This is a genomic window from Chryseobacterium sp. 6424 (genome assembly GCF_003692615.1).
Taxonomy (GTDB): Bacteria; Bacteroidota; Bacteroidia; order Flavobacteriales; family Weeksellaceae; genus Kaistella.
Window position 1 is genome coordinate 2,547,007 of the sequence record NZ_CP023540.1, and the last position, 21,794, is coordinate 2,568,800.

20 protein-coding genes are annotated in these 21,794 nt (G+C 43.7%); 10 read left to right on the plus strand and 10 right to left on the minus strand.

From position 1 onward, the window contains the following. The first annotated feature begins 36 nt into the window (after nucleotides 1-36). Genes CO230_RS11930 through fabG form a run of 4 tightly spaced genes read left to right on the plus strand, consistent with a single transcriptional unit; the run spans nucleotide 37 to nucleotide 3,831 of the window. The gene (locus tag CO230_RS11930) at nucleotides 37-951 is read left to right on the plus strand and encodes a hypothetical protein (RefSeq protein WP_122028807.1); all 915 of its coding nucleotides are present in this window, start codon (nucleotides 37-39) and stop codon (nucleotides 949-951) included. Nucleotides 952-966: 15 nt separating this feature from the next. Then, on the plus strand, nucleotides 967-2,343 hold the full coding sequence (locus CO230_RS11935; protein ID WP_122028808.1) for a UDP-N-acetylmuramate--L-alanine ligase: 1,377 nt from the start codon (nucleotides 967-969) through the stop codon (nucleotides 2,341-2,343). Beyond that, on the plus strand, nucleotides 2,344-3,078 hold the full coding sequence (gene rsmI / locus CO230_RS11940) for a 16S rRNA (cytidine(1402)-2'-O)-methyltransferase (RefSeq protein ID WP_122028809.1): 735 nt from the start codon (nucleotides 2,344-2,346) through the stop codon (nucleotides 3,076-3,078). A 9-nt stretch (nucleotides 3,079-3,087) separates the two neighbouring features. Continuing rightward, on the plus strand, nucleotides 3,088-3,831 hold the full coding sequence (gene fabG / locus CO230_RS11945) for a 3-oxoacyl-[acyl-carrier-protein] reductase (protein ID WP_122028810.1): 744 nt from the start codon (nucleotides 3,088-3,090) through the stop codon (nucleotides 3,829-3,831). 149 nt (nucleotides 3,832-3,980) lie between these two features. Here the strand turns inward: fabG and CO230_RS11950 are convergent, their stop codons facing one another. From CO230_RS11950 to surE, 4 genes are all read right to left on the minus strand, one after another. Continuing rightward, on the minus strand, nucleotides 3,981-4,328 hold the full coding sequence (locus CO230_RS11950; protein ID WP_122028811.1) for a hypothetical protein: 348 nt from the start codon (nucleotides 4,326-4,328) through the stop codon (nucleotides 3,981-3,983). 207 nt (nucleotides 4,329-4,535) lie between these two features. After that, on the minus strand, nucleotides 4,536-5,573 hold the full coding sequence (gene guaC, locus CO230_RS11955; RefSeq protein ID WP_122028812.1) for a GMP reductase: 1,038 nt from the start codon (nucleotides 5,571-5,573) through the stop codon (nucleotides 4,536-4,538). Nucleotides 5,574-5,576: 3 nt separating this feature from the next. Further along, complete coding sequence (locus CO230_RS11960) at nucleotides 5,577-6,140, minus strand: HD domain-containing protein (RefSeq protein ID WP_122028813.1); 564 nt, start codon at nucleotides 6,138-6,140, stop codon at nucleotides 5,577-5,579. Between the two features lie 39 nt (nucleotides 6,141-6,179). Continuing rightward, nucleotides 6,180-6,947, minus strand: a complete 768-nt coding sequence (gene surE, locus CO230_RS11965; RefSeq protein WP_122028814.1) for a 5'/3'-nucleotidase SurE — start codon at nucleotides 6,945-6,947, stop codon at nucleotides 6,180-6,182. 135 nt (nucleotides 6,948-7,082) lie between these two features. Here surE and CO230_RS11970 point away from each other — a divergent pair, with 135 nt between their 5' ends. The 5 genes from CO230_RS11970 to CO230_RS11990 all read left to right on the plus strand — a co-directional run bounded on the left by CO230_RS11970 (nucleotide 7,083) and on the right by CO230_RS11990 (nucleotide 12,605). Then, on the plus strand, nucleotides 7,083-9,203 hold the full coding sequence (locus CO230_RS11970; RefSeq protein WP_122028815.1) for a carboxy terminal-processing peptidase: 2,121 nt from the start codon (nucleotides 7,083-7,085) through the stop codon (nucleotides 9,201-9,203). Nucleotides 9,204-9,359: 156 nt separating this feature from the next. Then, nucleotides 9,360-10,151 (plus strand): alpha/beta hydrolase, encoded by a 792-nt coding sequence (locus tag CO230_RS11975; RefSeq protein WP_122028816.1) that lies wholly within the window; start codon nucleotides 9,360-9,362, stop codon nucleotides 10,149-10,151. A gap of 72 nt (nucleotides 10,152-10,223) precedes the next feature. Continuing rightward, nucleotides 10,224-11,540 carry a 2TM domain-containing protein gene (locus tag CO230_RS11980; RefSeq protein WP_122028817.1) on the plus strand — a complete coding sequence of 439 codons (1,317 nt, stop codon included), beginning with the start codon at nucleotides 10,224-10,226 and terminating at the stop codon, nucleotides 11,538-11,540. An 11-nt stretch (nucleotides 11,541-11,551) separates the two neighbouring features. Next, nucleotides 11,552-11,842, plus strand: coding sequence for a 2TM domain-containing protein (locus CO230_RS11985; protein WP_122028818.1), 291 nt, complete (start codon nucleotides 11,552-11,554; stop codon nucleotides 11,840-11,842). Between the two features lie 19 nt (nucleotides 11,843-11,861). Further along, a complete protein-coding gene (locus CO230_RS11990; protein ID WP_122028819.1) occupies nucleotides 11,862-12,605 on the plus strand; it encodes a LytR/AlgR family response regulator transcription factor in 744 nt (247 codons plus the stop codon). Between the two features lie 21 nt (nucleotides 12,606-12,626). On the opposite strand, the gene mnmA is transcribed toward CO230_RS11990, so the two are convergent. After that, nucleotides 12,627-13,814 (minus strand): tRNA 2-thiouridine(34) synthase MnmA, encoded by a 1,188-nt coding sequence (gene mnmA / locus CO230_RS11995; RefSeq protein ID WP_122028820.1) that lies wholly within the window; start codon nucleotides 13,812-13,814, stop codon nucleotides 12,627-12,629. 284 nt (nucleotides 13,815-14,098) lie between these two features. Between mnmA and CO230_RS12000 the strand changes: the two genes are divergently transcribed. Continuing rightward, on the plus strand, nucleotides 14,099-14,602 hold the full coding sequence (locus CO230_RS12000; protein WP_122028821.1) for a superoxide dismutase family protein: 504 nt from the start codon (nucleotides 14,099-14,101) through the stop codon (nucleotides 14,600-14,602). 47 nt (nucleotides 14,603-14,649) lie between these two features. Here CO230_RS12000 and CO230_RS12005 read toward each other — a convergent pair whose 3' ends face one another. The 5 genes from CO230_RS12005 to CO230_RS12025 form a co-directional block, all read right to left on the minus strand. Next, nucleotides 14,650-15,924, minus strand: coding sequence for a DUF6080 domain-containing protein (locus CO230_RS12005; RefSeq protein ID WP_122028822.1), 1,275 nt, complete (start codon nucleotides 15,922-15,924; stop codon nucleotides 14,650-14,652). A gap of 30 nt (nucleotides 15,925-15,954) precedes the next feature. Next, nucleotides 15,955-17,499 carry a protein adenylyltransferase SelO gene (locus CO230_RS12010; RefSeq protein WP_122028823.1) on the minus strand — a complete coding sequence of 515 codons (1,545 nt, stop codon included), beginning with the start codon at nucleotides 17,497-17,499 and terminating at the stop codon, nucleotides 15,955-15,957. A 67-nt stretch (nucleotides 17,500-17,566) separates the two neighbouring features. After that, on the minus strand, nucleotides 17,567-19,945 hold the full coding sequence (locus CO230_RS12015) for a penicillin-binding protein 1A (RefSeq protein WP_122026733.1): 2,379 nt from the start codon (nucleotides 19,943-19,945) through the stop codon (nucleotides 17,567-17,569). An 8-nt stretch (nucleotides 19,946-19,953) separates the two neighbouring features. Next, nucleotides 19,954-20,424 (minus strand): gliding motility lipoprotein GldH, encoded by a 471-nt coding sequence (locus tag CO230_RS12020; RefSeq protein ID WP_122026734.1) that lies wholly within the window; start codon nucleotides 20,422-20,424, stop codon nucleotides 19,954-19,956. Beyond that, nucleotides 20,411-21,706, minus strand: a complete 1,296-nt coding sequence (locus tag CO230_RS12025) for a stage 0 sporulation family protein (RefSeq protein WP_122026735.1) — start codon at nucleotides 21,704-21,706, stop codon at nucleotides 20,411-20,413. Before CO230_RS12025 ends, CO230_RS12020 begins: the two co-directional genes overlap by 14 nt. Nucleotides 21,707-21,794 lie beyond the last annotated feature (88 nt).

Genomic DNA, 21,794 nt, shown 5'->3' on the forward strand with positions numbered 1-21,794 from the left:
AGTCACCAAAATTACGTTTTTTTAATAGATTTAATCATGCAGAATCTCCTTGATCTTCAGCAGAAAATTTTTTTTGAAACCAAGGCCGTCTTAGAAACGCTTTCAAAAATAAATTCACATGATGAGTTACTTACCAAACAAGACATGTTTGCTGAACTGGCGGAGCGTGTGGCTTTCCTTAAAATGCTTGACAAAAACAAAGAGAGTCTGCAATTTACAGGCGCAGAACACATTGATAATCAATTGTTAAACCAGGAGAATTCTTTTAATAGTAGCAGTGATTTATTAAACGAATCAGGTTTCGAGGAGGAAGTTCTGTTCACTACAGAAATCAACGAGATGCATGATGAACAACCTTCGGAAGAATTCTCAGCCGATTTGGCACAACTAGAAGCTGAAGAGTTTAATGAAATCATCGAAGAAGTGCAGCAAGAGGTGGCCTATGAAGAAAAAGTAGCGCAGAAAGAACGTGAGGAACTGGAAGGCAGCGAACAGCGTGGTTCTATAATCGATATTGAAAAAAATTCAGTGTCTGACGAAAACGAGCATCCATCTGCGCATCCTGAAAAGAAATTCAAGCTGGCCCACATCAAAGGACTTAAAGCCATGAAAGATCTTTTTGACAATGATCCGCTGGAAGAATTAAAAGATAATGACCCATCTGCAAACCCAGGAAGTTTGGTTAAAACAAATGTACCAACCAATTTTATGGAGGCAGAAAAACGCAAACCTGAATTCAGGATTGACCTTAATGACAAAGTAGCTTTCACAAAAATGCTATTTAAAGGAAATGAAGCAGAACTTAAGAAGACCGTGGATAAGTTAAACTCATTCAATACGTTAGACGAGGCTAAAAATTATCTGAGCGAAGTGTATTATGACCGTGACTGGAAGAAAGCCGATGAATATGCCCAGCGCCTCTGGAGTTTGGTAGAGAGCAAATTTCTTTAAAAATTAAAACAAAGCATGATAAAGGACATCGGGGATTTTAAAGACGTATTTTTCATTGGTATCGCCGGTGTTGGGATGAGTGCGGTGGCACAATATCTTCGTGGAATTGGCAAAAATGTATCGGGCAGCGACCGTTATTTCCAGCCTGATATTTATAACAAAACACGCGAACAACTTGAAAACGAGGGCATAACCTGTTTCCTACAAGATGGTAGCGGGATCACAATAACTACAGAATTGGTGGTGGTTTCTACCGCTATTGAAGATACCGTTCCGGAAGTCCAGAAAGCTAAAGAACTGGGAATCCCTATTATCAAAAGAAGTGAGTTACTCGCTATAATTGCCCAAAGTAAAAAAACAATCGCGGTAGCGGGGACTTCAGGTAAATCGACTACCTCCGCAATGCTTTACCAAATTCTACTGGATGCCGAACTGCAACCGAGCATTATTTCAGGGGCCGGACTTACAAGCATCATCCGACAAGGGAAAATTGGCAATGCCGCAGTAGGAAAAGGCGAGTGGCTTATCATCGAAGCTGATGAAAGCGACGGGTCGGTGGTACAATATCATCCGCACGTGGGTCTCTTACTTAATATTGACAAAGACCATCAGGAAATTGATGAACTGATAGATCTATTCACAGTTTTTAAGCATAATACCAAAAGTTTATTTATTGTAAACCAATCTCATACCTTGGCTAAAACATTGTCTGTAGATGCGGGCTATGATTTTGGATTTGAAGATACACACGCAAAATATTCAGCCCATAATTTTACTCAAAACGCATTTACCTTAAATTTTGAAGTGCTTGGGCAGCTATTCACGATGAACGCTATCGGGCGGCATTCCGTAGAAAATGCCACAGCGGCAATTGCAGTAGCCAACCAGATTGGCGTAAGTCTCGAAATCTGTGCAAAAAGTCTCCAGAAATATGAAGGTATTTACCGCCGTCACCAGATTTTGGGACAGAAAAACGGCGTTTGGGTAATCGATGATTATGCACACAATCCAGCCAAATGTGCCGCTTCTATACGGGCCTGTCAGCCACTGGCAAAAAAGGTGATAGCCTGGTTTCAGCCACATGGCTATGGGCCTACAAGATTCCTGAGAAAAGATTTCGCTGAAGAGATTTCTGCGGCGCTTCGGCCCGAAGATGAAATATGGATGAGCGAAATCTTCTATGCCGGTGGTACCGCTGTAAAAGATATTTCTGCAAACGACTTGGTTGAAGATATTAAGCAAACTGGCAAAAAAGCCTATTTTATAGAGGATCGTAATGATTTTATTGATGCCGTCAGACCTCATCTTTCGCACGGTACGGTATTATTGCTCATGGGTGCGCGCGATCCTGGACTTGAAGAGTACTGCAAAAATCTATTTGAAAAATTATAGATGTCGGGGATTTTATACTTTGTTCCAACACCTGTCGGGAATTTAGAGGATATGACGTTCAGGGCCATTAAAGTGCTGAAAGAAGCAGATTATATCCTTTGTGAAGATACACGGACTTCGGGCGTCCTTCTGAAACATTACGAAATATCGAAACCGCTGAAAGCGTACCATCTTCATAACGAGCATCAGGCAACCCAAAAAGTAATTGAAGACCTGAAGAACGGCCAAAACATTGCCCTAATCACCGATGCCGGCACCCCCGGAATTTCAGATCCCGGTTATCTGCTTGCAAAAGCCGCCGCCGAAGAAAACCTTGAGATATTGTGCCTGCCGGGCGCTACCGCATTCGTTCCGGCGTTGGTAGTCTCTGGTCTGCCCAATAATGAGTTCCTTTTTGCGGGCTTCTTACCACAGAAAAAAGGTCGGCAAACCAAGCTACAGCAACTGGCGGCCGAAAACAAAACGATCGTCCTCTACGAAAGTCCACATAAAATAAACACGACTTTGGAGCAGATCAAAGAGTTCTTCGGCGACCATACACAGATAAGCCTCAGCCGCGAGATTTCAAAGAAATTTGAGGAAACCAAACGCGGAACAATCAGCGAGTTAATCGAATTCTCTAAAACCAAAACTTTAAAAGGCGAAATTGTATTGGTCATCAATAATACCGCACACCAGAATACAGAAAAACCAACGCGCCTGAGTACAAATAAATATAAAAACACAGAAAATTAAACAGATAACATGGGATTATTAGAAGGAAAAGTAGCACTTATTACCGGTGCCACACGCGGAATTGGGAAAGGCATCGCCGAGGTTTTCGCCCGCGAGGGAGCCAAAGTCGCTTTCACCTATGCCGGTTCGGTAGATAAGGCACAGGCATTGGAACAAGACTTAAGCCAGATCACACAGGCAAAAGGATACCAGTCTGACGCGTCAGATTATGACGCCGCGCAAAAACTGGTAGAGGATGTGATGGCAGAATTCGGTAAAATCGATATCCTCATCAACAACGCCGGGATTACCCGCGATAACCTGATGCTCCGGATGTCAAAAGATGACTGGGATACCATCATCAAAGCCAACCTCGATTCTGTTTTCAACCTTACAAAAGCAGTCATTAAACCAATGATGAAAGCCAAATCCGGCTCCATCATCAACATGACCTCCGTGGTAGGCGTTAAGGGCAATGCAGGACAGGCAAACTATGCCGCGTCAAAAGCTGGCGTCATTGGCTTCTCAAAATCTATCGCGCTCGAGTTAGGTTCGCGCAACATCCGTTGCAATGCGGTAGCGCCTGGATTCATTGAAACCGAGATGACGGCCGCACTCGATGAAAAAACAGTTCAGGGCTGGCGAGAGGGCATACCTTTGAAGCGTGGCGGCCAACCTGAAGATGTGGCCAACGCCTGTGTATTCCTCGGCTCAGATATGTCAGCGTACATCACCGGACAGGTACTCAACGTAGATGGCGGAATGCTTACTTAGGAGCTTGCGGGCATAGGTCCTCTTCAAGACCCGTCCCGCTGTCCGCTGTATCTCCGGCGGCGCTTACGCGCGCCGGAGATACAGCGGACAGCGGGGCTAAAACAAAGGCACCAACTTATAATTAAAAACCGCGACTAGTCGCGGTTTTGTTATTTAATCATTTCTAAAAGTTGCGGAGCCATTTCTAAAGTTTGCGGAGTCATTTCTAAAGCTTGCGGAGTCATTTGTAAAGCTTGCGGAGCCATTTCTAAAAGTTGCGGAGCCATTTCTAAAACTTGCGGAGTCATTTCTAAAGCTTGCGGAGCCATTTCTAAAGTTTGCGGAGTCATTTCTAAAGTTTGCGGAGCCATTTCTAAAGTTTGCGGAGTCATTTGTAAAGCTTGCGGAGTCATTTGTAAAGCTTGCGGAGCCATTTCTAAAGCTTGCGGAGCCATTTCTAAAACTTGCGGAGCCATTTCTAAAACTTGCGGAGTCATTTGTAAAACTTGCGGAGTCATTTCTAAAACTTGCGGAATTATTTCTACATCTCGTTAAGTCATTTCTACACCTCGCTGAACCATTTCTATACTTTACGGAGCAATTTTTAATCGTTGCAGTCCCATTTCTAAGAGTCACAGACTCATTTCTGTATGTGACAGAATTCGTCGTCGCACCAAACTTGCTTATGCTTACATCCTTTTACTTAGTTCATACAGTTTGCTGGCCTATGCCCCGAACACTTCATTATGTTGTTCGGCAACACGTATGAAAGTCGTCCTTTTCGAAAGTTCTTTCAGTTGCGAGGCACCAACATAGGTGCAGGTAGATCGTACGCCGCCTAATATGTCTTTTACGGTGTCATCCACATTTCCTTTGTAAGGTACTTTTACAGTCTTTCCTTCCGAAGCCCGGTACTCCGCGACACCACCGGCATGCTTTTCCATTGCGGTCTGCGAGCTCATGCCATAGAACAGGCGGTATTTCTTGCCGTCTTCTTCCACCATATCGCCACCGCTTTCCTCATGCCCGGCAAACATACCACCCAGCATCACGAAGTCTGCGCCACCACCAAAGGCTTTGGCTACATCGCCCGGTATCTTGCAGCCACCATCTGAAATAATATGCCCGCCAAGGCCATGCGCGGCATCTGCACATTCTATAATCGCGGAAAGTTGCGGATAGCCGACACCGGTTTTTATTCTTGTGGTACATACGGAGCCGGGCCCGATGCCTACTTTAATAATGTCGGCACCGGCTAGGATAAGTTCTTCTACCATTTCACCGGTCACTACATTTCCTGCGATGATGGTAATTTCAGGGTACAGTTGTCTTGAGCGTTTTACAAACTCCACGAAATGTTCCGAATAGCCGTTTGCTACATCAATGCAGAGAAACTGTAATTTCGGGTGGTTTTTTAGAATTTGGCCGATCTTTTCCTCATCAGCTTCGCCGGTACCGGTGCTTAAGGCGATATGCGGATAGATGTCTGGGTTTTCGTTTAGGAAAGTGTGCCATTCCTCTACCGGGTAATGTTTATGAACCGCGGTCATGATCTGGTGTTGTGCCAGTGCTTTGGCCATTTCAAAGGTGCCTACCGTATCCATGTTTGCGGCAATAAGCGGCACGCCTGTCCAGCTTTTACCGGAATTGCGGAAGCTGAAGGTTCTTTCAAGACTTACCTGTGAGCGGGATTTCAAAGTGGATCTTTTTGGGCGAATCATCACATCTTTGAAGCCCAGCTTTATTTCATATTCTATACGCATAATTTATCTTTTATTTCGGCGAAGGTTTGCAAGGGCGTTGTTTACGGTGTCGGTAGCTTTCTGATAAAGCATGGGATCGCCCTGATCCATCTTCCGGAGGTTGGCACGGCACTCATGAAGGAAAACATGGGCAAAAGACGGATCATGTACGACAATCTCGTCGCAATTATCGATAATATCCGCATATTTGATGGTTTGCGCGTCAGGATGTATTTCGGCCATCCGCTGGTTTTCTTTGTCTTTCCGGGCGCGGCGGTTTAGCTTTGGGTATGCTTCTTTGGTATAGACATCAGTTAAATCTACAATTAAGCGCACCGCGTGCGCGGTTTTGTCTTGCGGTAAAAGTTGACTGAGGAAATACTCAATCTCACGTTCGGTGACAGGCGTATCTTCAAGTACATCATGCAGTAAGGCGGCGGCTAGAACAGCCACATCATCTGTGTAGTTCCTACAGTTGTTCATGACGCGTATGGGGTGAACCATGTAGCGGTCTGGGGTATATTTACGCCTTTGGTCGCCATGTGCGCGGTCGCCGAAATCCGTTATGTTCTGTAAGATTTCTTCCATGTGGGTTATTTCGCGGAAGATCTTCAAAAGCTGTTCCGTTTAAAACTTCATCACCTCGGTAAGTTCTGCAAGATATTCATGTGCGGTAAGATCGAATTTTACCGGGACGATAGAGATGTAGCCTTCCGAAAGTGCCGTTTCATCAGCGTTTTTGCTCGAATCCATATTATTGAAATAGCCTGAAAGCCAGAAGTACTTTTTCCCGTGCGGGTTTATTCTTTCATCAAAACTTTCTTCCCATTTCGCGTTGGCCTGTTTGCACACCCTGATGCCTTTAATGTCTTCTTTATTAAGTTTGGGGATGTTCACATTCAGTACGATACCTTTGGGCATGGGCTTTTCCAGTACTTTTTTTACGATATTCTGGATGTAGTCTTTGGCTTGGGTAAAGTCGGCCTCCCACGAAAAATCAAGTAATGAGAAGCCGATGGCCTGTAAGCCTTCGACGCCCGCTTCTACCGCGGCTGACATGGTACCAGAGTAGATGACGTTGATGGAAGAATTGGCACCGTGGTTAATACCGGAAACCACCAGATCCGGACGGCGTGGCAAGATTTTATCGAGCGCGAACTTTACACAGTCCACCGGCGTACCGCTAAGCGAATAATCTTTCTGTGGCCCATCAAGGTTGATTTCTTCAAAAGTGAGGGTTGAATTGATGGTTATGGCGTGGCCTTTTCCGCTTTGCGGCGAGTTGGGTGCTACTACGATGACTTCGCCGATCTCATTCATGAACTCCACCAGATTCCGGATGCCGGGTGCGGTAATGCCATCATCATTGGTTACTAATATCAGGGGTTTTTGCATTCGTTTTTGTTTTATTCAAAAATACTTAAAAATATAGTGTACGAATATAAATAAGGTATTAATTTTGATACTTTGTAAAATCCTGTAACAAAAGGGAAGAATCCCTAACAAATCTGAAAATTACACCCTTTATATATGTTCAAAAAATTAAAATTCAATACTTTACTACTTTTCATTCCGCTTACCAGTCTTGTATTCTGCTTCAATTCACCGAAAAACGATGATGAGAAGATGTCGACAATCATGGTCAGTGTAAAAAATACGCTCAGCTACCTGCACTACTCACCAAAACCGATAAATGATGCTTACTCGCAACAGGTGTACGATAAGTATTTTGATATGATCGATGCGTCTAAGCGCTATTTCCTTCAATCGGATATGAATGAATTTGTGAAGCACCGTAACCGTTTGGATGATTATTTAAACCAAGGAAACCTCACTTTTTACAAGCTTACGATCGATCGGCTTTACCAGCGCGTGGATGAGATTGATAAAATAACGCAGGATATCTTCAGTAAACCCATCAACCTCGATGAAGATGAAACGCTGATCCTGGAGCCAAAACTGAAGAAAAACCCTACCAACGCCGCGGAATTTTCCATGGAGTGGAAGAAATACATCAAATATAACATCCTACAGGAAATGGAGTCGCTTACCGCCAAAGAAGAAATGCAGAAAGAAAAGAAAGACTCTGTACAGCGGTACAAACTTAAAGATACCATTAAACTCGTGATCCTGACACCGGAAGAAAAACGCCTGAAAGCCACCGAAGAAGTGAAAGACTTGGTGACCGATACCTTCCGGAGGTTCAAAAAGAGAAACAAGATGGATTGGTTTACCGTTCACATGAATGCCTATACCGAAGTGTTCGATCCCCATACCAACTATTATTCACCTAAAAACAAAGAGGATTTTGACACACAGTTTACAGGTAAAGTAATAGGGATTGGTGCAATCATTCAGGAGAAGAAAGGCTATCTGCATCTTGGTGCACTCACAATCGGTGCCCCAGCCTGGAAGTCTAAACAACTCTCTGAAGGCGATAAAATCCTTAAAGTAAAATCTAAACCCAATGAAGACGCCGTAAATGTCGTAGGTATGCTATCTGATGAAGCCGTGCGCCTGATCCGTGGGGAAAAAGGGACCAAAGTCACGCTAACTGTAGAAAAAAAGGATAAGACCATTAAAGAAGTGACCATGATTCGTGAAGAAGTAGCCATTGAAGATACTTTTGCCCGAAGCATTATCGTAAACACAGCAGACGGTAAGAAATATGGCTTCATCAACCTGCCAAGTTTCAATGCAGATTTCGAAGATGCCAAAGGCAGGAACGCTTCGGATGATATAAAAAACGAACTGATTAAACTTAAAGCACAGAACGTTCAGGGGATTATACTCGACTTACGTAACAACGGTGGTGGCAGCTTAACCGAAGTGGGCGATATCCTCGGGTTGTTTATGAATACAGGCCCTTATGTTCAGGTAAAAGACGGCAACGGAAAGATTCAGACCCTGAAAAACAAGACCAGCACCCCGATATGGACTGGTCCGCTGGTAATCATGCAGAATGAGTTATCGGCTTCAGCTTCAGAGATTCTGGCAGGTGCGGTGCAGGATTACGGCCGCGGCATCGTGATTGGTTCGCCACAATCCTTCGGGAAAGGTACGGTGCAGACTTTTGTAGATCTCAACCGTTTTCTAAACACCAATGATGATTTCGGTTCCTTGAAGCTGACCATCCAGAAATTCTACCGCGTAACCGGCGAATCTACCCAGAGACGCGGAATTGAATCTGACATCAAAATGAAAGATTTCTTCACCTATGCTGAAATCGGTGAACGTTATAATGATTACGCACTGGCTTGGGATAAGATTCCTGCGGTGCCCTATCAGCCTGTTAACACGCTTTCTCTTGCCACCTTACAGAACGGTATTGAAGCCCGTTTGGCTAAGAACGTAAATTATCAACTCATGCAAGAATCTGCAAAATGGAAAGAGAACTTGGATAAGGAGGAATCTATTCCACTGAACCAGAACAAATTCCGGCAGATAATGGCTGAAAGAAAAGCGCAGATCGAAAAATTCCGTGCGCTTGAAAAATATAACAACGGCCTGAAATTCACGCTGAACCCTGATGAGGTGGTTCGCGAGAAAAAAGATGAAGCTTTCGCCAAGAAAACCCAGAACTGGACTAAAAACTTACAGCGCGACCTTTACTTACAGGAAGCTGTAAACATCATAGGAGATATGAGATAACCTTTCAAGAAAAACAGAATTAAACCACCATTTTTATGGTGGTTTTCTTGTTTTCTACCATTCAGTATGCATTTTCAACGGTTCAGTACGAAATAATTTGAGCGCGTCTTTAGCAAGTATATATTTGCTTCCATCATTTAAAAGCAGCATACTATTATGAAAACGAAACTATTATTTCTCGCCCTGATTTTTTCAAGCATGTGTTTTTCACAACTAGATGATAAATTCTATCAACCAGGAAAAACCATGAAGCCCATCGAAAACATGGAATATACAGAATTTTCTTTACCGGTAGAAAATGACACCGTAACGGGGATTTTCATCAAAAGTGCCGTGAAACCTAAAGCTACCGTATTGTTTTTTCACGGTTTGGGCGGCAACGTTTCAAGCTATACCTTTATGACCAAACCTTTAGCAGAGGCGGGTTATCAGGTGTTGATGATCGATTTCCGGGGCTACGGAAAGTCAACCGGAACGCCGACGCACCAGAATATTCAAAAAGATGGGCAAAAGTTTTTGGAATATGCCTTATCTCTTCCTGAAACGAAAGGGAAACCTGTAATCATTTACGGGGCTTCAATGGGAAGCCAGATCGCCGCGCATTTAGCAAAGAACAATGCGAAAGTTGTCGATCTTTTGATCCTGGATGGCGCGATGTCCTCCCACGCTGATATTGCAAGTCATTTCTCACCAGAAAATGCCGCGATGATCCAGATGATTCCGTTTCCATATTCGTCAAAAGAAGATATCAAGACGCTTACAATGCCAAAGATTTTCATCCACAGTGCCGGTGATAAGACCATCCCGATGGCGCAGGGACAAACGAATTTCAACAATGCGCCAGAACCTAAGAAATTCATTACCTATGAAGGTGGCCATCTGGAAGGCATGGTGAAGAACCAAACCGAAATCATCAGCAACATTGACGAACTCATCATCAAAAAATAAGGGAAACAGATCCCCAGCAGCAGAAACTTTTCTACATTTAAACATCCTCATCTACCTCACAAATACTATATCATGTACAGAAGAAGCCTCATCACCACGACCTGGATTACCTTTTTCATCGGGATGTTCATCTTTGTTTTCTTCAGTAAAGAAAAATCGGTGGAGAATTTCTTTCTGTACCTTATGATTTCGGCGATGTACTCGTTTCCACTGGCGATCGGCAACGGTCTTTTGAACGATATGTTGTCGAAAAAATATTCATGGGTAGGTGAAACCCGGAAAAGAACAGTTCTGGGTGTTATTTGCACGCTGATCCTGAATGTTGCGTTGGTCTTTATAATTAATTATATCAACTTCATCGTCATTCAGAAAGAGGATTTTGATGATTTTTTCAGCGGGACTATCGCCATCAACAACTGGTTTACCATCAATATCGCTTTGCTGATCTCGGCCATTCTACACGCAAAAGGTTTTATGGAAGAGTGGAAGAAATCTACCCGTAAGGAAATCGTTGAACAAAAACTGATCGCACGTTCGGCAAATGCCCAGTTCGAAACTTTAAAAAACCAGCTTGACCCACATTTTCTTTTCAATTCTTTGAATGTGCTGAGCGCGCTCATCGACGAAAACCCTGTACAGGCGCAGAATTTCACCGCTTCAATGTCTAAGATCTACCGATATATCCTCGAACAGAAAGACAAGGAACTTGTGACCGTGGCAGAGGAGATTAATTTTGCACAGACCTATTGTGAACTGCTCGAAACCCGTTTTGAAGACAGCGTAAGATTCCGCTTTAACGTCAGCGACAAGGTGTTGAAACTTTACGTTGTTCCGCTTTCCCTACAGCTTCTTTTGGAAAACTGTATCAAACACAATCACGCCACCTCGCACAGACCTTTGGAAATTACAATTTTCTCGGAGGAAGGTTATCTGTTGATTCAGAATAATTTACAGGCGCGTGAGCAGGTGAAAGAAAGTTCGGGCATTGGTCTTTCAAATATTGTGCAGCGTTACGCGCTTATTACTAACCAGAATGTCTTTATAGAAAAATCAGCGGACTTTTTCCGCGTGAAGATACCATTACTTAACCAAAAATCACACATCATGAACACACCACTTTCTAATGAGTCACTCGCGTACGACCGTGCGGCGAAAAGAGTGAAAGAACTTAAAAGTTTCTACGGAAACCTGATTTCGTACTGTCTTGTAATTCCTTTTTTAATATTTGTGAACCTCTACACCTCACCGAAATACCACTGGTTTTGGTGGCCGATGCTGGGCTGGGGAATTGGGCTCGCCTCGCATGCCTTTCAGGTTTTCGGGATCAGCCGAAATTGGGAAGAGAAGCAGATTAAAAAAATTATGGACCGCGAAAAACAAAAAATTTAAAATTAAAAATCATGCAAGATTACGATCAAACCGACCCGAGATACAAAGCTGCTAAAAGACGCGTGAAGGAAATCAAGGGATTCTATATTCACGCCGCTGTCTATGTATTGGTAAATTTGTTTCTGCTCGCGCTCAACGTACAGCAAGGGGAGCCTGTTACAGACCTCGACAATTATTGGACCGCCATTTTGTGGGGTGTAGGACTTTTGGCACACGGACTTTCAGTATTTTTACCGCAGATAATTTTCGGAAGAGATTGGGAGGAGCGTAAGACACGCGAACTGATGGACAGGTACAAGTAACTGAAATATGTATTAAAAAATGATTAAGACCATCATCATCGAGGACGAGAAACCCGCTGCGCGGAAATTGCAGCGATTATTAAGCGAGTTTAATGATTTACAAGTAGTTACAGCGTTACATTCTGTGGAAGAAGCTGCCTCTTGGCTCGCGGAAAACGAGCATCCGGATTTGATATTCTCGGATATCGTACTCGGTGATGGTTTGTCATTTGATATTTTTGAGAAAGTTCCGACTAAAAGCTTTCTGATCTATACCACGGCGTTCGATCAGTACACTTTGAAGGCTTTCAAACTTAATTCCATTGACTATCTTCTTAAGCCAATCACCGAAGGTGACCTGAGTTCCGCACTCGATAAATACAGGAGTTTTCTGCCAGTCGAGCGACCGCACGACATGCACGAAATCAAATCTTTGATCAATACCGAAAAGCAGAAGCTCTCGCGCATTGTCGTGAAAATTGGCTACAACCTGCGGATTGTACAAACGGCTGAGATTTCATGCTTTTATAGTGAAAATAAAATCGTTTACCTACAGACCAAAGCACGCGCGTTTCCAACGGATTTCACGCTTGATGAACTCGAAAATTTATTAGATCAAACTAAATTTTTCCGTGTAAACCGCCAGTTTATCATCAATGCAGACTGCATCAAGAACATTCACACGGCACCATACTACAAAGTGGATCTTGAGTTTCAGCCCGAAGGAGAGATTACCGTTAGCCGTGACCGTGTAAAGGATTTTAAAGAGTGGCTGAGCCGATAATTTCAGAATGTATTTGAATTCCTATGAAATTACGCCACTCCCAAGCAATTCTTCGCCCTGATACCAAGCTGCAAACTGTCCTTCCGCAATAGCAGACTGCGGATTTTCAAATTCGATGAAAAGACCTTCTTCAAACTGATATAACGTGGCCGCTTCGAGTGGCTGACGGTAGCGAATCCGTGCCTGAACCTGCATTGACTCGCCATTTTTTAGCTGAAGATCTTTGCGAACCCAGTGTACATCAGTGTTCTCAATCTTCAAAGCCTTGCGGTAAAGTCCCGGGAAATTTTTCCCTTCTCCTACGAAAAGCGTATTGGTCGGCATATCCCGCGCGATAATGAAACATGATTCCGCATGTCCGCCAATGCCCAGACCTTTACTCTGACCAATCGTAAAATAGTGCGCACCCTGATGTTTCCCAATAACTTTTCCGTCGGATTTTGCATATTTCAATTTTCTGGAGAGAAACTGTAGTTCTTCCAATTTTGAGGAAAAAGCAGGTGTTTCCGCGTTAAAAGCTTCAAAATCATCAAAGATTTCCACGATTTCGCCTTCCTTTGGCTGAAGTTGCTGTTGCAGGAAAGTAGGCAAACTCACCTTCCCGATGAAGCATAGGCCTTGCGAATCTTTTTTGTCGGCCGTCACCAATCCAATTTCCTTTGCAATTTCGCGAACTTCCGGCTTAGTCAGTTCACCAATCGGGAAAAGGGATTTTGACAACTGCTCCTGGCTCAGTTGACACAGAAAGTATGATTGGTCTTTGTTATTGTCCTTACCTGCCAAAAGATGAAAAATCTCATTGCCATTTTCGTCGAAAGTAGAAGCTACACGTGCGTAATGACCTGTGGCAACTTTATCAGCGCCAAGGGATAAGGCTGTTTTCATAAATACGTCAAACTTCACCTCGCGGTTGCAAAGTACATCAGGGTTTGGCGTGCGCCCGGCCTCGTATTCCGCGAACATATAGTCCACTATTTTTTCCTTGTAAAGTTCGCTCATATCAATCACCTGGAACGGGATGCCAAGTTTTTGTGCTACCATCAGCGCATCGTTGCTGTCCTCAATCCACGGGCACTCATCTTCCAGCGTCACCGAAGCGTCATTCCAGTTACGCATAAAAAGCGCTACCACATCATGTCCTTGTTTCTGGAGCAAGTATGCTGCAACACTGGAATCTACACCTCCCGATAATCCAACTACTACCTTCATCTTAGAATCTCAAAATTTTGTGCAAATTTACGACTTAATTTACAGATTCTGAAGGCAGTGAATTTATGGGTTTCTTCTTGACGGATTATTGCGCCTGGTTTCCCGACATAGGCAGTAGCACACTCAGTTTCATCGCTGATTACAATCGTTTTTCAATTTCTTAACTGAAGCATTACGGAACGGGTTTTGATGAAAATATTTTCATCCCGATAGTAGAAAGAGCTATTGAAGCCGCCCTCTTTATATATTCCTTATCTTTAAGACAAAATTTTAAAAAATAAATTATGAAAATCGCCAAAATCTCTATGTTTGTCTGCTGTGCAGCCTTTGCGGTATCCTGTTCTACCACAAGAAATTATACGGTAATGCCAAAGAGCGACACCGATACACAGGGCACGGCAAAATTTACCCAATCCGGTAAAACTGTAGAACTTGATCTGAACGTATATAAACTTACCCCCGGCGCGCATGCGGTACACATTCATGAAAACGGAGATTGCTCTGCGGCAGATGCCAGTTCAGCAGGCGGACATTGGAATCCTACAACCGAAGCTCATGGTAAGTGGGGGCATGATGAGCACCACCGTGGCGATATCGGAAACCTGAACGCTGATAAAAACGGCACCGCCAGAATCGTATTCAAAACCGATAAATGGTGTATGGGCTGTAGTGATGAGACCAAGAATATCATGGGGAAATCCATCATTGTACACGCTTCTGCAGATGACTTCAAAACCCAGCCTACTGGGAATGCGGGCGGCCGTGTAGGTTGTGTAGAAATTAAATAATGAGTTGTAAAAATCAAAAGCCTCTGAAGTAAGTTTCAGAGGCTTTTTTATTGGTAATAAAGGTTCAGGAAAGTAAAGAATTCAGTCATCCTGAAAATATTATTGGCTACCAGAAATGCCAAGAGCACAAATAAGGTAGTATAAAGCACTGAAAGCAGTCTCGGAGAGTTACGGTAAGTATGAAATAGCCAACCGATAAGCAACGGAACTACAAATATAAAGTGCCCGCCGTAGATGTACGAGGTGTGTAAGCCAAACTTCAGCACACAGTGTATGATGACATCCACCAGAAAAGAAATCATCAGAACCTGTACCAATCGGTTTCTGAAATTTCTCAGATAGCTCCACAATACCAGCAGCATGATTACGAAGACAAACAGATAAGAAACCCAGGAATCGTACACTTCCATAAACAACGCTTTGTATTCAAAACCTTTCCGGTTATGGTAGTCGCGCAGTTCAAAGCCAGAGAAAAGCATGTTTCCGCCCAGGAACCAAGAGGTAACCATGTCCCATAGCGGAATGACTTTCGGTTTCGAGAATTTCTCGAGTTGCTCACCAGATTTATTGATGAAACCAAGAAACTTGAAATCTACACGGTAAAGGAACAGTAACAGGAATACAGTTACAGCCAAACATATGCGCACTGTGGCCTTCCAAAAATTTCGCCAACTCCTGAAAATATCCTTCTCGAAAAGAACTGGGATATAAGTTTTCACGATGTTGGTAACCGTCAGTCCGCCAATCGCCAATCCTGAGAAAACAAGTGAAAGTGCAGAGATTTTACCATCATGCTTAAGTTTCAGAGCCGCGTAATAATTAAAAAGCACCAGAAAAAAGAGCGTATATGTATAAGTTTCCGGAGTAAATGACAGCAAGATGTTCGTAGAGAAAAACGCAAAAAACACCACCAGCGGTACAGAAATCTTCTTCGGAAGCTGAATGATATTTTTAAAGTATTTATAGACCTGTATCAAGCCCAGACTTATGGCCGCATTACTGCACGAAGCTAATACGAGCCGGAAGACTTCGTCTTTTTTTCCACCAGAAAAAAGATAGGCAAATTCGCGCAGCCAACCGAAATAATAATTCGCCAGCGGATGCCTTTCATAACCACCGCCAGTCATCACGATCGCCCGGTTATCAAAACTGAAATATGCGTCCCACGGTATGCGGTCATCGAAAATAATACGGTAATTTATCGCAATATAACTTCCCAGTACGCCGTAAGCAATAATAAAGATGAAAAAAAGAAGAAGCTCGAATTTCGTTGAAGGGAATACAGTCCGGAAGAAATCTGTAAGTTTATTTTTAAATGACAAGGCTTAAAATTTCGGCAAAAGTAATAAAAATCACGAATTGCACGAGAGGGTAGAGCAACCCGCCTGCCCGTTATAAATGGAAGGTCGCTTCTGCGAAAATTCCGGGTAGATTTCCTTATACGGATTTTCCAGAGCTACCAGAAGTTTATTCAGCAAATCTTTCTTGCCCTCTGTAATCTCATTAATACACTCGAAAAGCAGGTAGTTCCGCAGGATGAATTTAGGGTTGGTAGCAGCCATTAACTGTTGGGATTCTTCATAGGAGATCGTATTCTTACTCAGTCTTCTTTGGTAAGTATCAATAAATTGCTGAAATGTCCTCATTTCTTCAGATGAAAGATTTCGGTAAAAGATATCTTTGAAATGTTCCGGAATATCAGTGGCGGCTTTTACCTCCTGAAGTTTTACAAAAAATAAAGTATGATCTATCTCAAGGGTTTCCATGAGGGTTTGTGCTTCGTTAAAAAACTGATCGTCGTCAGCCTCTGCACTCGCAAAACCAAATTTGGCTCTAAACATCGTATCATGTTTTTCCCAGAAATAAGTTGAAAACTGCTCAAGCGTTTCCTCTAAAACTTTTGCATCGTTAATCAGCGGATACAGTGCCGAGGCCAATTGCCAGAGATTCCACTGCGCAACTTTTGCCTGATTGCCAAAAGCGTAGCGCCTGCCCGGCAAATCGGTGGTATTAGGGGTGAAGTTCAGGCTATATTCATCCAAGAAAGAGAATGGACCGTAATCAATCGTCAGACCAAGAACCGACATGTTGTCTGTATTCATCACGCCGTGCACAAATCCCACCCGGTACCATTCGACCATCAGATCTGCTGTCCTTTTGGTCACCTGCCTGAAAAATTCAATGTATTTTTCTTCATTCTGGGCTTTGATTTCCGGGTAATACTGCTGAATGGTAAAATCAGCCAGTTTTCTTAGCGTCACCATATCATCTTGGGCCGCAAGCAGTTGAAAATGGCCGAAACGCAGAAAACTTTCTGCGGTCCGCATCATGACCGCCCCTTTTTCATACGCGGGATTGCCGCTGTACATGATGTCGCGCAGCACTTCTTCGCCGCTAAAAGATATTGAGAGTGAACGTGTAGTAGGGATATTCAGATGATGCATGGCTTCGCTCATTAAATATTCCCGAACGGTGGAGCGCAGCACCGCTCTGCCGTCCGCATGTCGGGAATAGGGGGTGGCACCGGCGCCTTTCCATTGCAGTTCGGTGGTTTTGCCGTTCCCATTGGTAATTTCACCGGCAAAGATTGCGCGTCCATCGCCCAATTGGCCGGCCCAATTCCCAAACTGGTGGCCTGCATAGGCGGTGGCATAGGTCTTAATATTCTCAGGCAGGGCAGTGGCATTGAGGAAGTCCCGGTCCGTATCGTTTTCTATTGTCCCGAGACCGATGTCGCGTGCGTGTTTTTCATTAAAGAGCAACAGTTCCGCATTGGGATAACCTGCTATTTCTGTGGCCGCGAAAAGTACACCCGGTGTCTGCCGCTGCATTTTGTTGCCGGAAAGGTCACCTGGGAAAAGTTCGTAATATGCTTGTGTGATGTTGGCTAAATTCATAATAATTGATAAAAAAAACATCCAGCCAATTTCAGGCCGGATGTATGGATATGTAATGGAGATTCAATTATTTATTAAAATCAATCTCTTCTCCGGAGTTTAGGTTTTCATTAAGGTTTTCATCTTTCTGTACGGGCTTTTTAGGAGCGCTTGACGGTGCGTCAGTGGTTGGGTTCTTCAACTGATCAATGGTTTGCAGCCCGCCATCGTCGCCGTAGCCACCAAGTCCCTGAAGATCCGAGCAACTGCCCGTCCAGTTAGATGGTTTGATGAATTTATCTTCTTTTGAAACGCCAAGCGAAGAATCTGCCCATACTTTCTTCATAAATATGGCCCAAATTGGTAGCGCCATCTTTGCCCCCTGTCCTTCACCAGTGCCGCGGAAGTGCGTGGCGCGGTCTTCCCAACCTACCCAAACGCCGGTTGCCAGGTTTGGGGTAATCCCCATAAACCAACCGTCGGAGTTATTCTGTGTGGTACCGGTTTTTGCGGCGATTTCAATGCCTTTTTCCACTCCTCTTCTTCCCAGTTCTCCGCTTGCGGTTCCGTATTCAGCCACACCTTTCATCAGATCGATCATCGTGTAAGCATAGAGTTCATTCATTACTTCTTTCATCACGGGTTTCACTTCTTTAATCACGCGTCCGTTGGCATCTTCAATCCGCCAGATCATTTCTGGTTTAATGTAGTTTCCATAGTTTGCGAATGTAGAATAGGCACCAAGCATTTCGTAGATGGTAATATCTGACGAGCCAAGTGCTACCGCATATTCATTTGGGATATCCTCTGTTACCCCAAGGTCACGCGCGGTTTGGATCACGCTTTTCGGCGTCGTCATTTCTATAAGTCGGACTGCTACTGGGTTTTTGGAGTGTGCAAGTGCATCACGAAGTGTAAGGTTTCCACCAGAGCCCTCTACCTTCCAGGTTCCTTTGGTGTAGGTCGCGTTTGAAACCGTGGAGCAAGGTGTCATCCCGAGTTTCATAATGGCTGTGGCATATACGAAGGGCTTAAAGGTAGATCCTACTTGTCTTTTCCCTTGTTTGATGTGGTCGTACTGGAAATGCTGCCAGTTGATACCGCCGACCCACGCCCTGATTTCACCGGTTCCGGGCACCATCGACATCAGGCCTGCCTGTGCGATCTGCTTATGATACCGGATGGAATCCCACGGGGACATTTCTACTTCCTCCTCACCGTTCCAGGTAAAGCGCGAAGTTTTTACAGGCTTTTTGAATTCCATCATGATAGAATCCTCTGGTACACCTGCGTTTTTAAGTTGTTTATAACGGCCGGTACGCTTCATGGCCTGCACCATGATCCCTTGGATCTGCTTGTCATCCAAAAAATAGAAAGGTCTTTGTTTACGGCCGCGCTGTTCTGCATCGAAACGCTTTTGCAGATCGGTGAGGTGTTCTTTGATAGACTCTTCCGCAAATTTCTGCATTTTAGAATCTAAGGTAACGTAGATTTTTAAGCCGTCTTTAAATAAGTTTAACGTTTTGCCGGTCTGTTTCTCGTAATCTTTAAGATAAGCGTCAATTTCTTTTCGTAGATAGAATTTGTAGTACGCAGAATAACCTTCATCAATGGTTTTTATCGGATGAAAATCTGTTTTGATAGGCTCGGCAACTGCTTTCTGATACGTTTCCTGATCGAGGTAGCCGGTTTTCAGCATCTGTTCCAATACCACATCGCGGCGGCGTTTGGCACGTTCAGGGTTACGGAGTGGGTTATTGGCTACCGGAGCTTCGAGCATTGAGACGAATGTGGCCGCTTCCGGAAGGGTAAGCTCGTTGGTTTTTTTATTGAAATAAATCCGTGACGCCATTTCGATCCCGTTTGCATTATTTACAAAATCGAACTTATTGAAATAAAGCGTGATGATTTCTTCTTTGGTGTAACGTTTCTCAAGACTTACGGCTACAACCCATTCTTTCAGTTTCTGGAAGGCACGCTGGACTTTGTTCTGTGAAACCTGTTCGGTAAACAGTAATTTTGCAAGTTGCTGCGTGATTGTAGAACCACCACCACGCTCACCACCATACACCACCGCTCTTGCAACAGACTGTAAATCAATACCTGAGTGTTCTTTGAAACGCTCGTCTTCTTTCGCCTGCAGCGCATAGATAAGATGTGGCGGCAGGTCTTTATAAGTTACCGGCTGTGTTTTTTCCTTTTCGAATTTGCCTAAAAGTTTCCCATCCGAAGAGTAAATTTCAGAAGCTACGTAAATGTCAGGGTTTTCAAGTTCTTTCACGTCGGGCATATTGCCAAGAAAGCCTTGCGACACCGCAAAAAACAGCAGTGCGATGCCCAGCACCACTGCGGCCAAGGACATCCAGACGAACTTCACCCATTTTCGCCAGCCGCGGTTTTTTAATTTTTTAGGCGGAAGCGGAAATTTCTGCTGAGGTTTGCTTCCGGGAGTTTTTTTGTTTTCCATAAATTTTGTTACGGTTTTGGCGTTTCTATTTTTACGCCAATATCTTCAATGCCCTTTAAACTGTCGGTACGCATGGCATGCACGATGCCCAGTTCGTAATGGCCGTTCTTGGGGAATTTATAATTGATTTTATACTGAAACAATATTTCTTTGGTATCGCCAAATCCTTTTCCGAGCCATGTTCCATTGGGTTCAGCAAGTACGTAATTAAGCGTGTCCCTGTGTTTTAATGCTTTTTTCGCTTCGCCAAGATCCACGATAAACCTAATGTTGCTGTACGGATAATCATTATTATTCCTTACAACAAATATAATATTTTTAGGATTTTGGGCATCAGTTACTTTAAAGCTGAATTTCTGTTCAGCGTTCTTGGGCCAAATCCCGTTCAGGCTTTTCATTTCCATGGGATCCGCACTGCCATTACAACTGATGGATAAAAGCAAAACTGAAACGAAGGAAACAATTCTATGCACGGTCATCACGCTTGGGCTGAAATTTCTTTTTGAATTTTTTAGGCTGCTGGTTCTGGGATTTTGGTGTTTCGGCGGTACCTTTTTCAGGGCTTTTTTTGTGGTCTTGCTCTTTTTTAGGTGGCCGGTTTTGGTTCTTTGTACTCTGTTGTGGTTTTGCCGAGGTGTTTTTCCTGCGGTTTTGGTCTTTACCAGGATTTCTGTTTTTGCGCTCGAAGCGGTCTACATTATTTTCCTGAATAAGATCTACAGATTTCACAGGAAACTCCTGTTTCTGTAGGTCTTCCAAAGGCTGGGTTTTCTCACCGCGTTTGTTTTGGGCCAAGAGTTTTTTCACGTCGACTACATCCAAATCGTACCAGGCCATGGAGCGGTCGGCATAAGCAAACCACATTTTTTTCTTGAAAACATCAATTTTTATACAGAAGGCACGGCCTTTTTCGGTATCAATAACTGAAGAAGAAGGCGGAAAATCACTGAGGGCATCCAAGTAACTGTCGAGTTCATAATTAAGGCAACACTTCAGTTTACCACACTGGCCCGCGAGTTTCTGTGGGTTGATGCTCAGTTGCTGATACCGGGCTGCGTTAGTGTTTACAGAACGGAAATCGGTGAGCCAGGTAGAACAGCAAAGTTCGCGTCCACAAGAGCCAATGCCGCCTACTTTAGCCGCCTCTTGCCGGAAACCAATTTGCTTCATATCAATCTTTGTACGGAACGCGGCTGCATATTCCTTGATTAACTGGCGGAAATCTACCCGAGTCTCTGAGGTGTAGTAAAAAGTCACTTTCGCCCCATCACCCTGATACTCTACATCAGTTATTTTCATGCTGAGATTCAGCGCGTAAGCTATTTTTCGGGCTTGTATTTTTACGCTTTCTTCTTTAGCGCGGCTTTGCTGCCAAACCTCAATGTCTTTCTGGTTTGCTAACCGGTATATTTTCAGTGGGTTATCTTCAGAAAAATGTTTCTTTTTCATCTGTATTTTTACCAGTTCCCCTGTTAGGCTTACCACGCCTATATCATGACCCGGGCTAGATTCTACTGTGACAACACTCCCGATATGGAGTGGTAAATTATGTACGTTTTTATAAAAACATTTCCGGTCGTTCTTGAACCTTACTTCAACAAAATCTGTTTGCGAAGCAACAGGATTACTGATGTCCGAGAGCCAATCGAAAACGCTTAATTTATAGCTATTTCCGCAGGTATTTACATTTTCACAACCACTTGCGGATTTGGTGCCGCAGGAGTGGGAAGAATCGCCGGATGTTTTGCATCCACAACTCATATTATTTAATTATATCCTGCAAATTTAGTATAAAATTTTTTGTCGCATTACTATACAGGTTTTGCATAACGTCAATTTGATAGTTTTA

Coding starts and splice junctions, on each gene's coding strand:
- guaC (WP_122028812.1), bottom strand. CDS start 5,573: ATGCGTATAGAATATGAAATAAAGCTGGGCTTCAAAGATGTGATGATT.
- CO230_RS11935 (WP_122028808.1), top strand. CDS start 967: ATGATAAAGGACATCGGGGATTTTAAAGACGTATTTTTCATTGGTATC.
- surE (WP_122028814.1), bottom strand. CDS start 6,947: ATGCAAAAACCCCTGATATTAGTAACCAATGATGATGGCATTACCGCA.
- CO230_RS11990 (WP_122028819.1), top strand. CDS start 11,862: ATGATTAAGACCATCATCATCGAGGACGAGAAACCCGCTGCGCGGAAA.
- rsmI (WP_122028809.1), top strand. CDS start 2,344: ATGTCGGGGATTTTATACTTTGTTCCAACACCTGTCGGGAATTTAGAG.
- CO230_RS11970 (WP_122028815.1), top strand. CDS start 7,083: ATGTTCAAAAAATTAAAATTCAATACTTTACTACTTTTCATTCCGCTT.
- CO230_RS12025 (WP_122026735.1), bottom strand. CDS start 21,706: ATGAGTTGTGGATGCAAAACATCCGGCGATTCTTCCCACTCCTGCGGC.
- CO230_RS11985 (WP_122028818.1), top strand. CDS start 11,552: ATGCAAGATTACGATCAAACCGACCCGAGATACAAAGCTGCTAAAAGA.
- mnmA (WP_122028820.1), bottom strand. CDS start 13,814: ATGAAGGTAGTAGTTGGATTATCGGGAGGTGTAGATTCCAGTGTTGCA.
- CO230_RS11975 (WP_122028816.1), top strand. CDS start 9,360: ATGAAAACGAAACTATTATTTCTCGCCCTGATTTTTTCAAGCATGTGT.
- CO230_RS12000 (WP_122028821.1), top strand. CDS start 14,099: ATGAAAATCGCCAAAATCTCTATGTTTGTCTGCTGTGCAGCCTTTGCG.
- CO230_RS11950 (WP_122028811.1), bottom strand. CDS start 4,328: ATGACTCCGCAAGTTTTACAAATGACTCCGCAAGTTTTAGAAATGGCT.
- CO230_RS11930 (WP_122028807.1), top strand. CDS start 37: ATGCAGAATCTCCTTGATCTTCAGCAGAAAATTTTTTTTGAAACCAAG.
- CO230_RS12015 (WP_122026733.1), bottom strand. CDS start 19,945: ATGGAAAACAAAAAAACTCCCGGAAGCAAACCTCAGCAGAAATTTCCG.
- fabG (WP_122028810.1), top strand. CDS start 3,088: ATGGGATTATTAGAAGGAAAAGTAGCACTTATTACCGGTGCCACACGC.
- CO230_RS12010 (WP_122028823.1), bottom strand. CDS start 17,499: ATGAATTTAGCCAACATCACACAAGCATATTACGAACTTTTCCCAGGT.
- CO230_RS11980 (WP_122028817.1), top strand. CDS start 10,224: ATGTACAGAAGAAGCCTCATCACCACGACCTGGATTACCTTTTTCATC.
- CO230_RS12020 (WP_122026734.1), bottom strand. CDS start 20,424: ATGACCGTGCATAGAATTGTTTCCTTCGTTTCAGTTTTGCTTTTATCC.
- CO230_RS11960 (WP_122028813.1), bottom strand. CDS start 6,140: ATGGAAGAAATCTTACAGAACATAACGGATTTCGGCGACCGCGCACAT.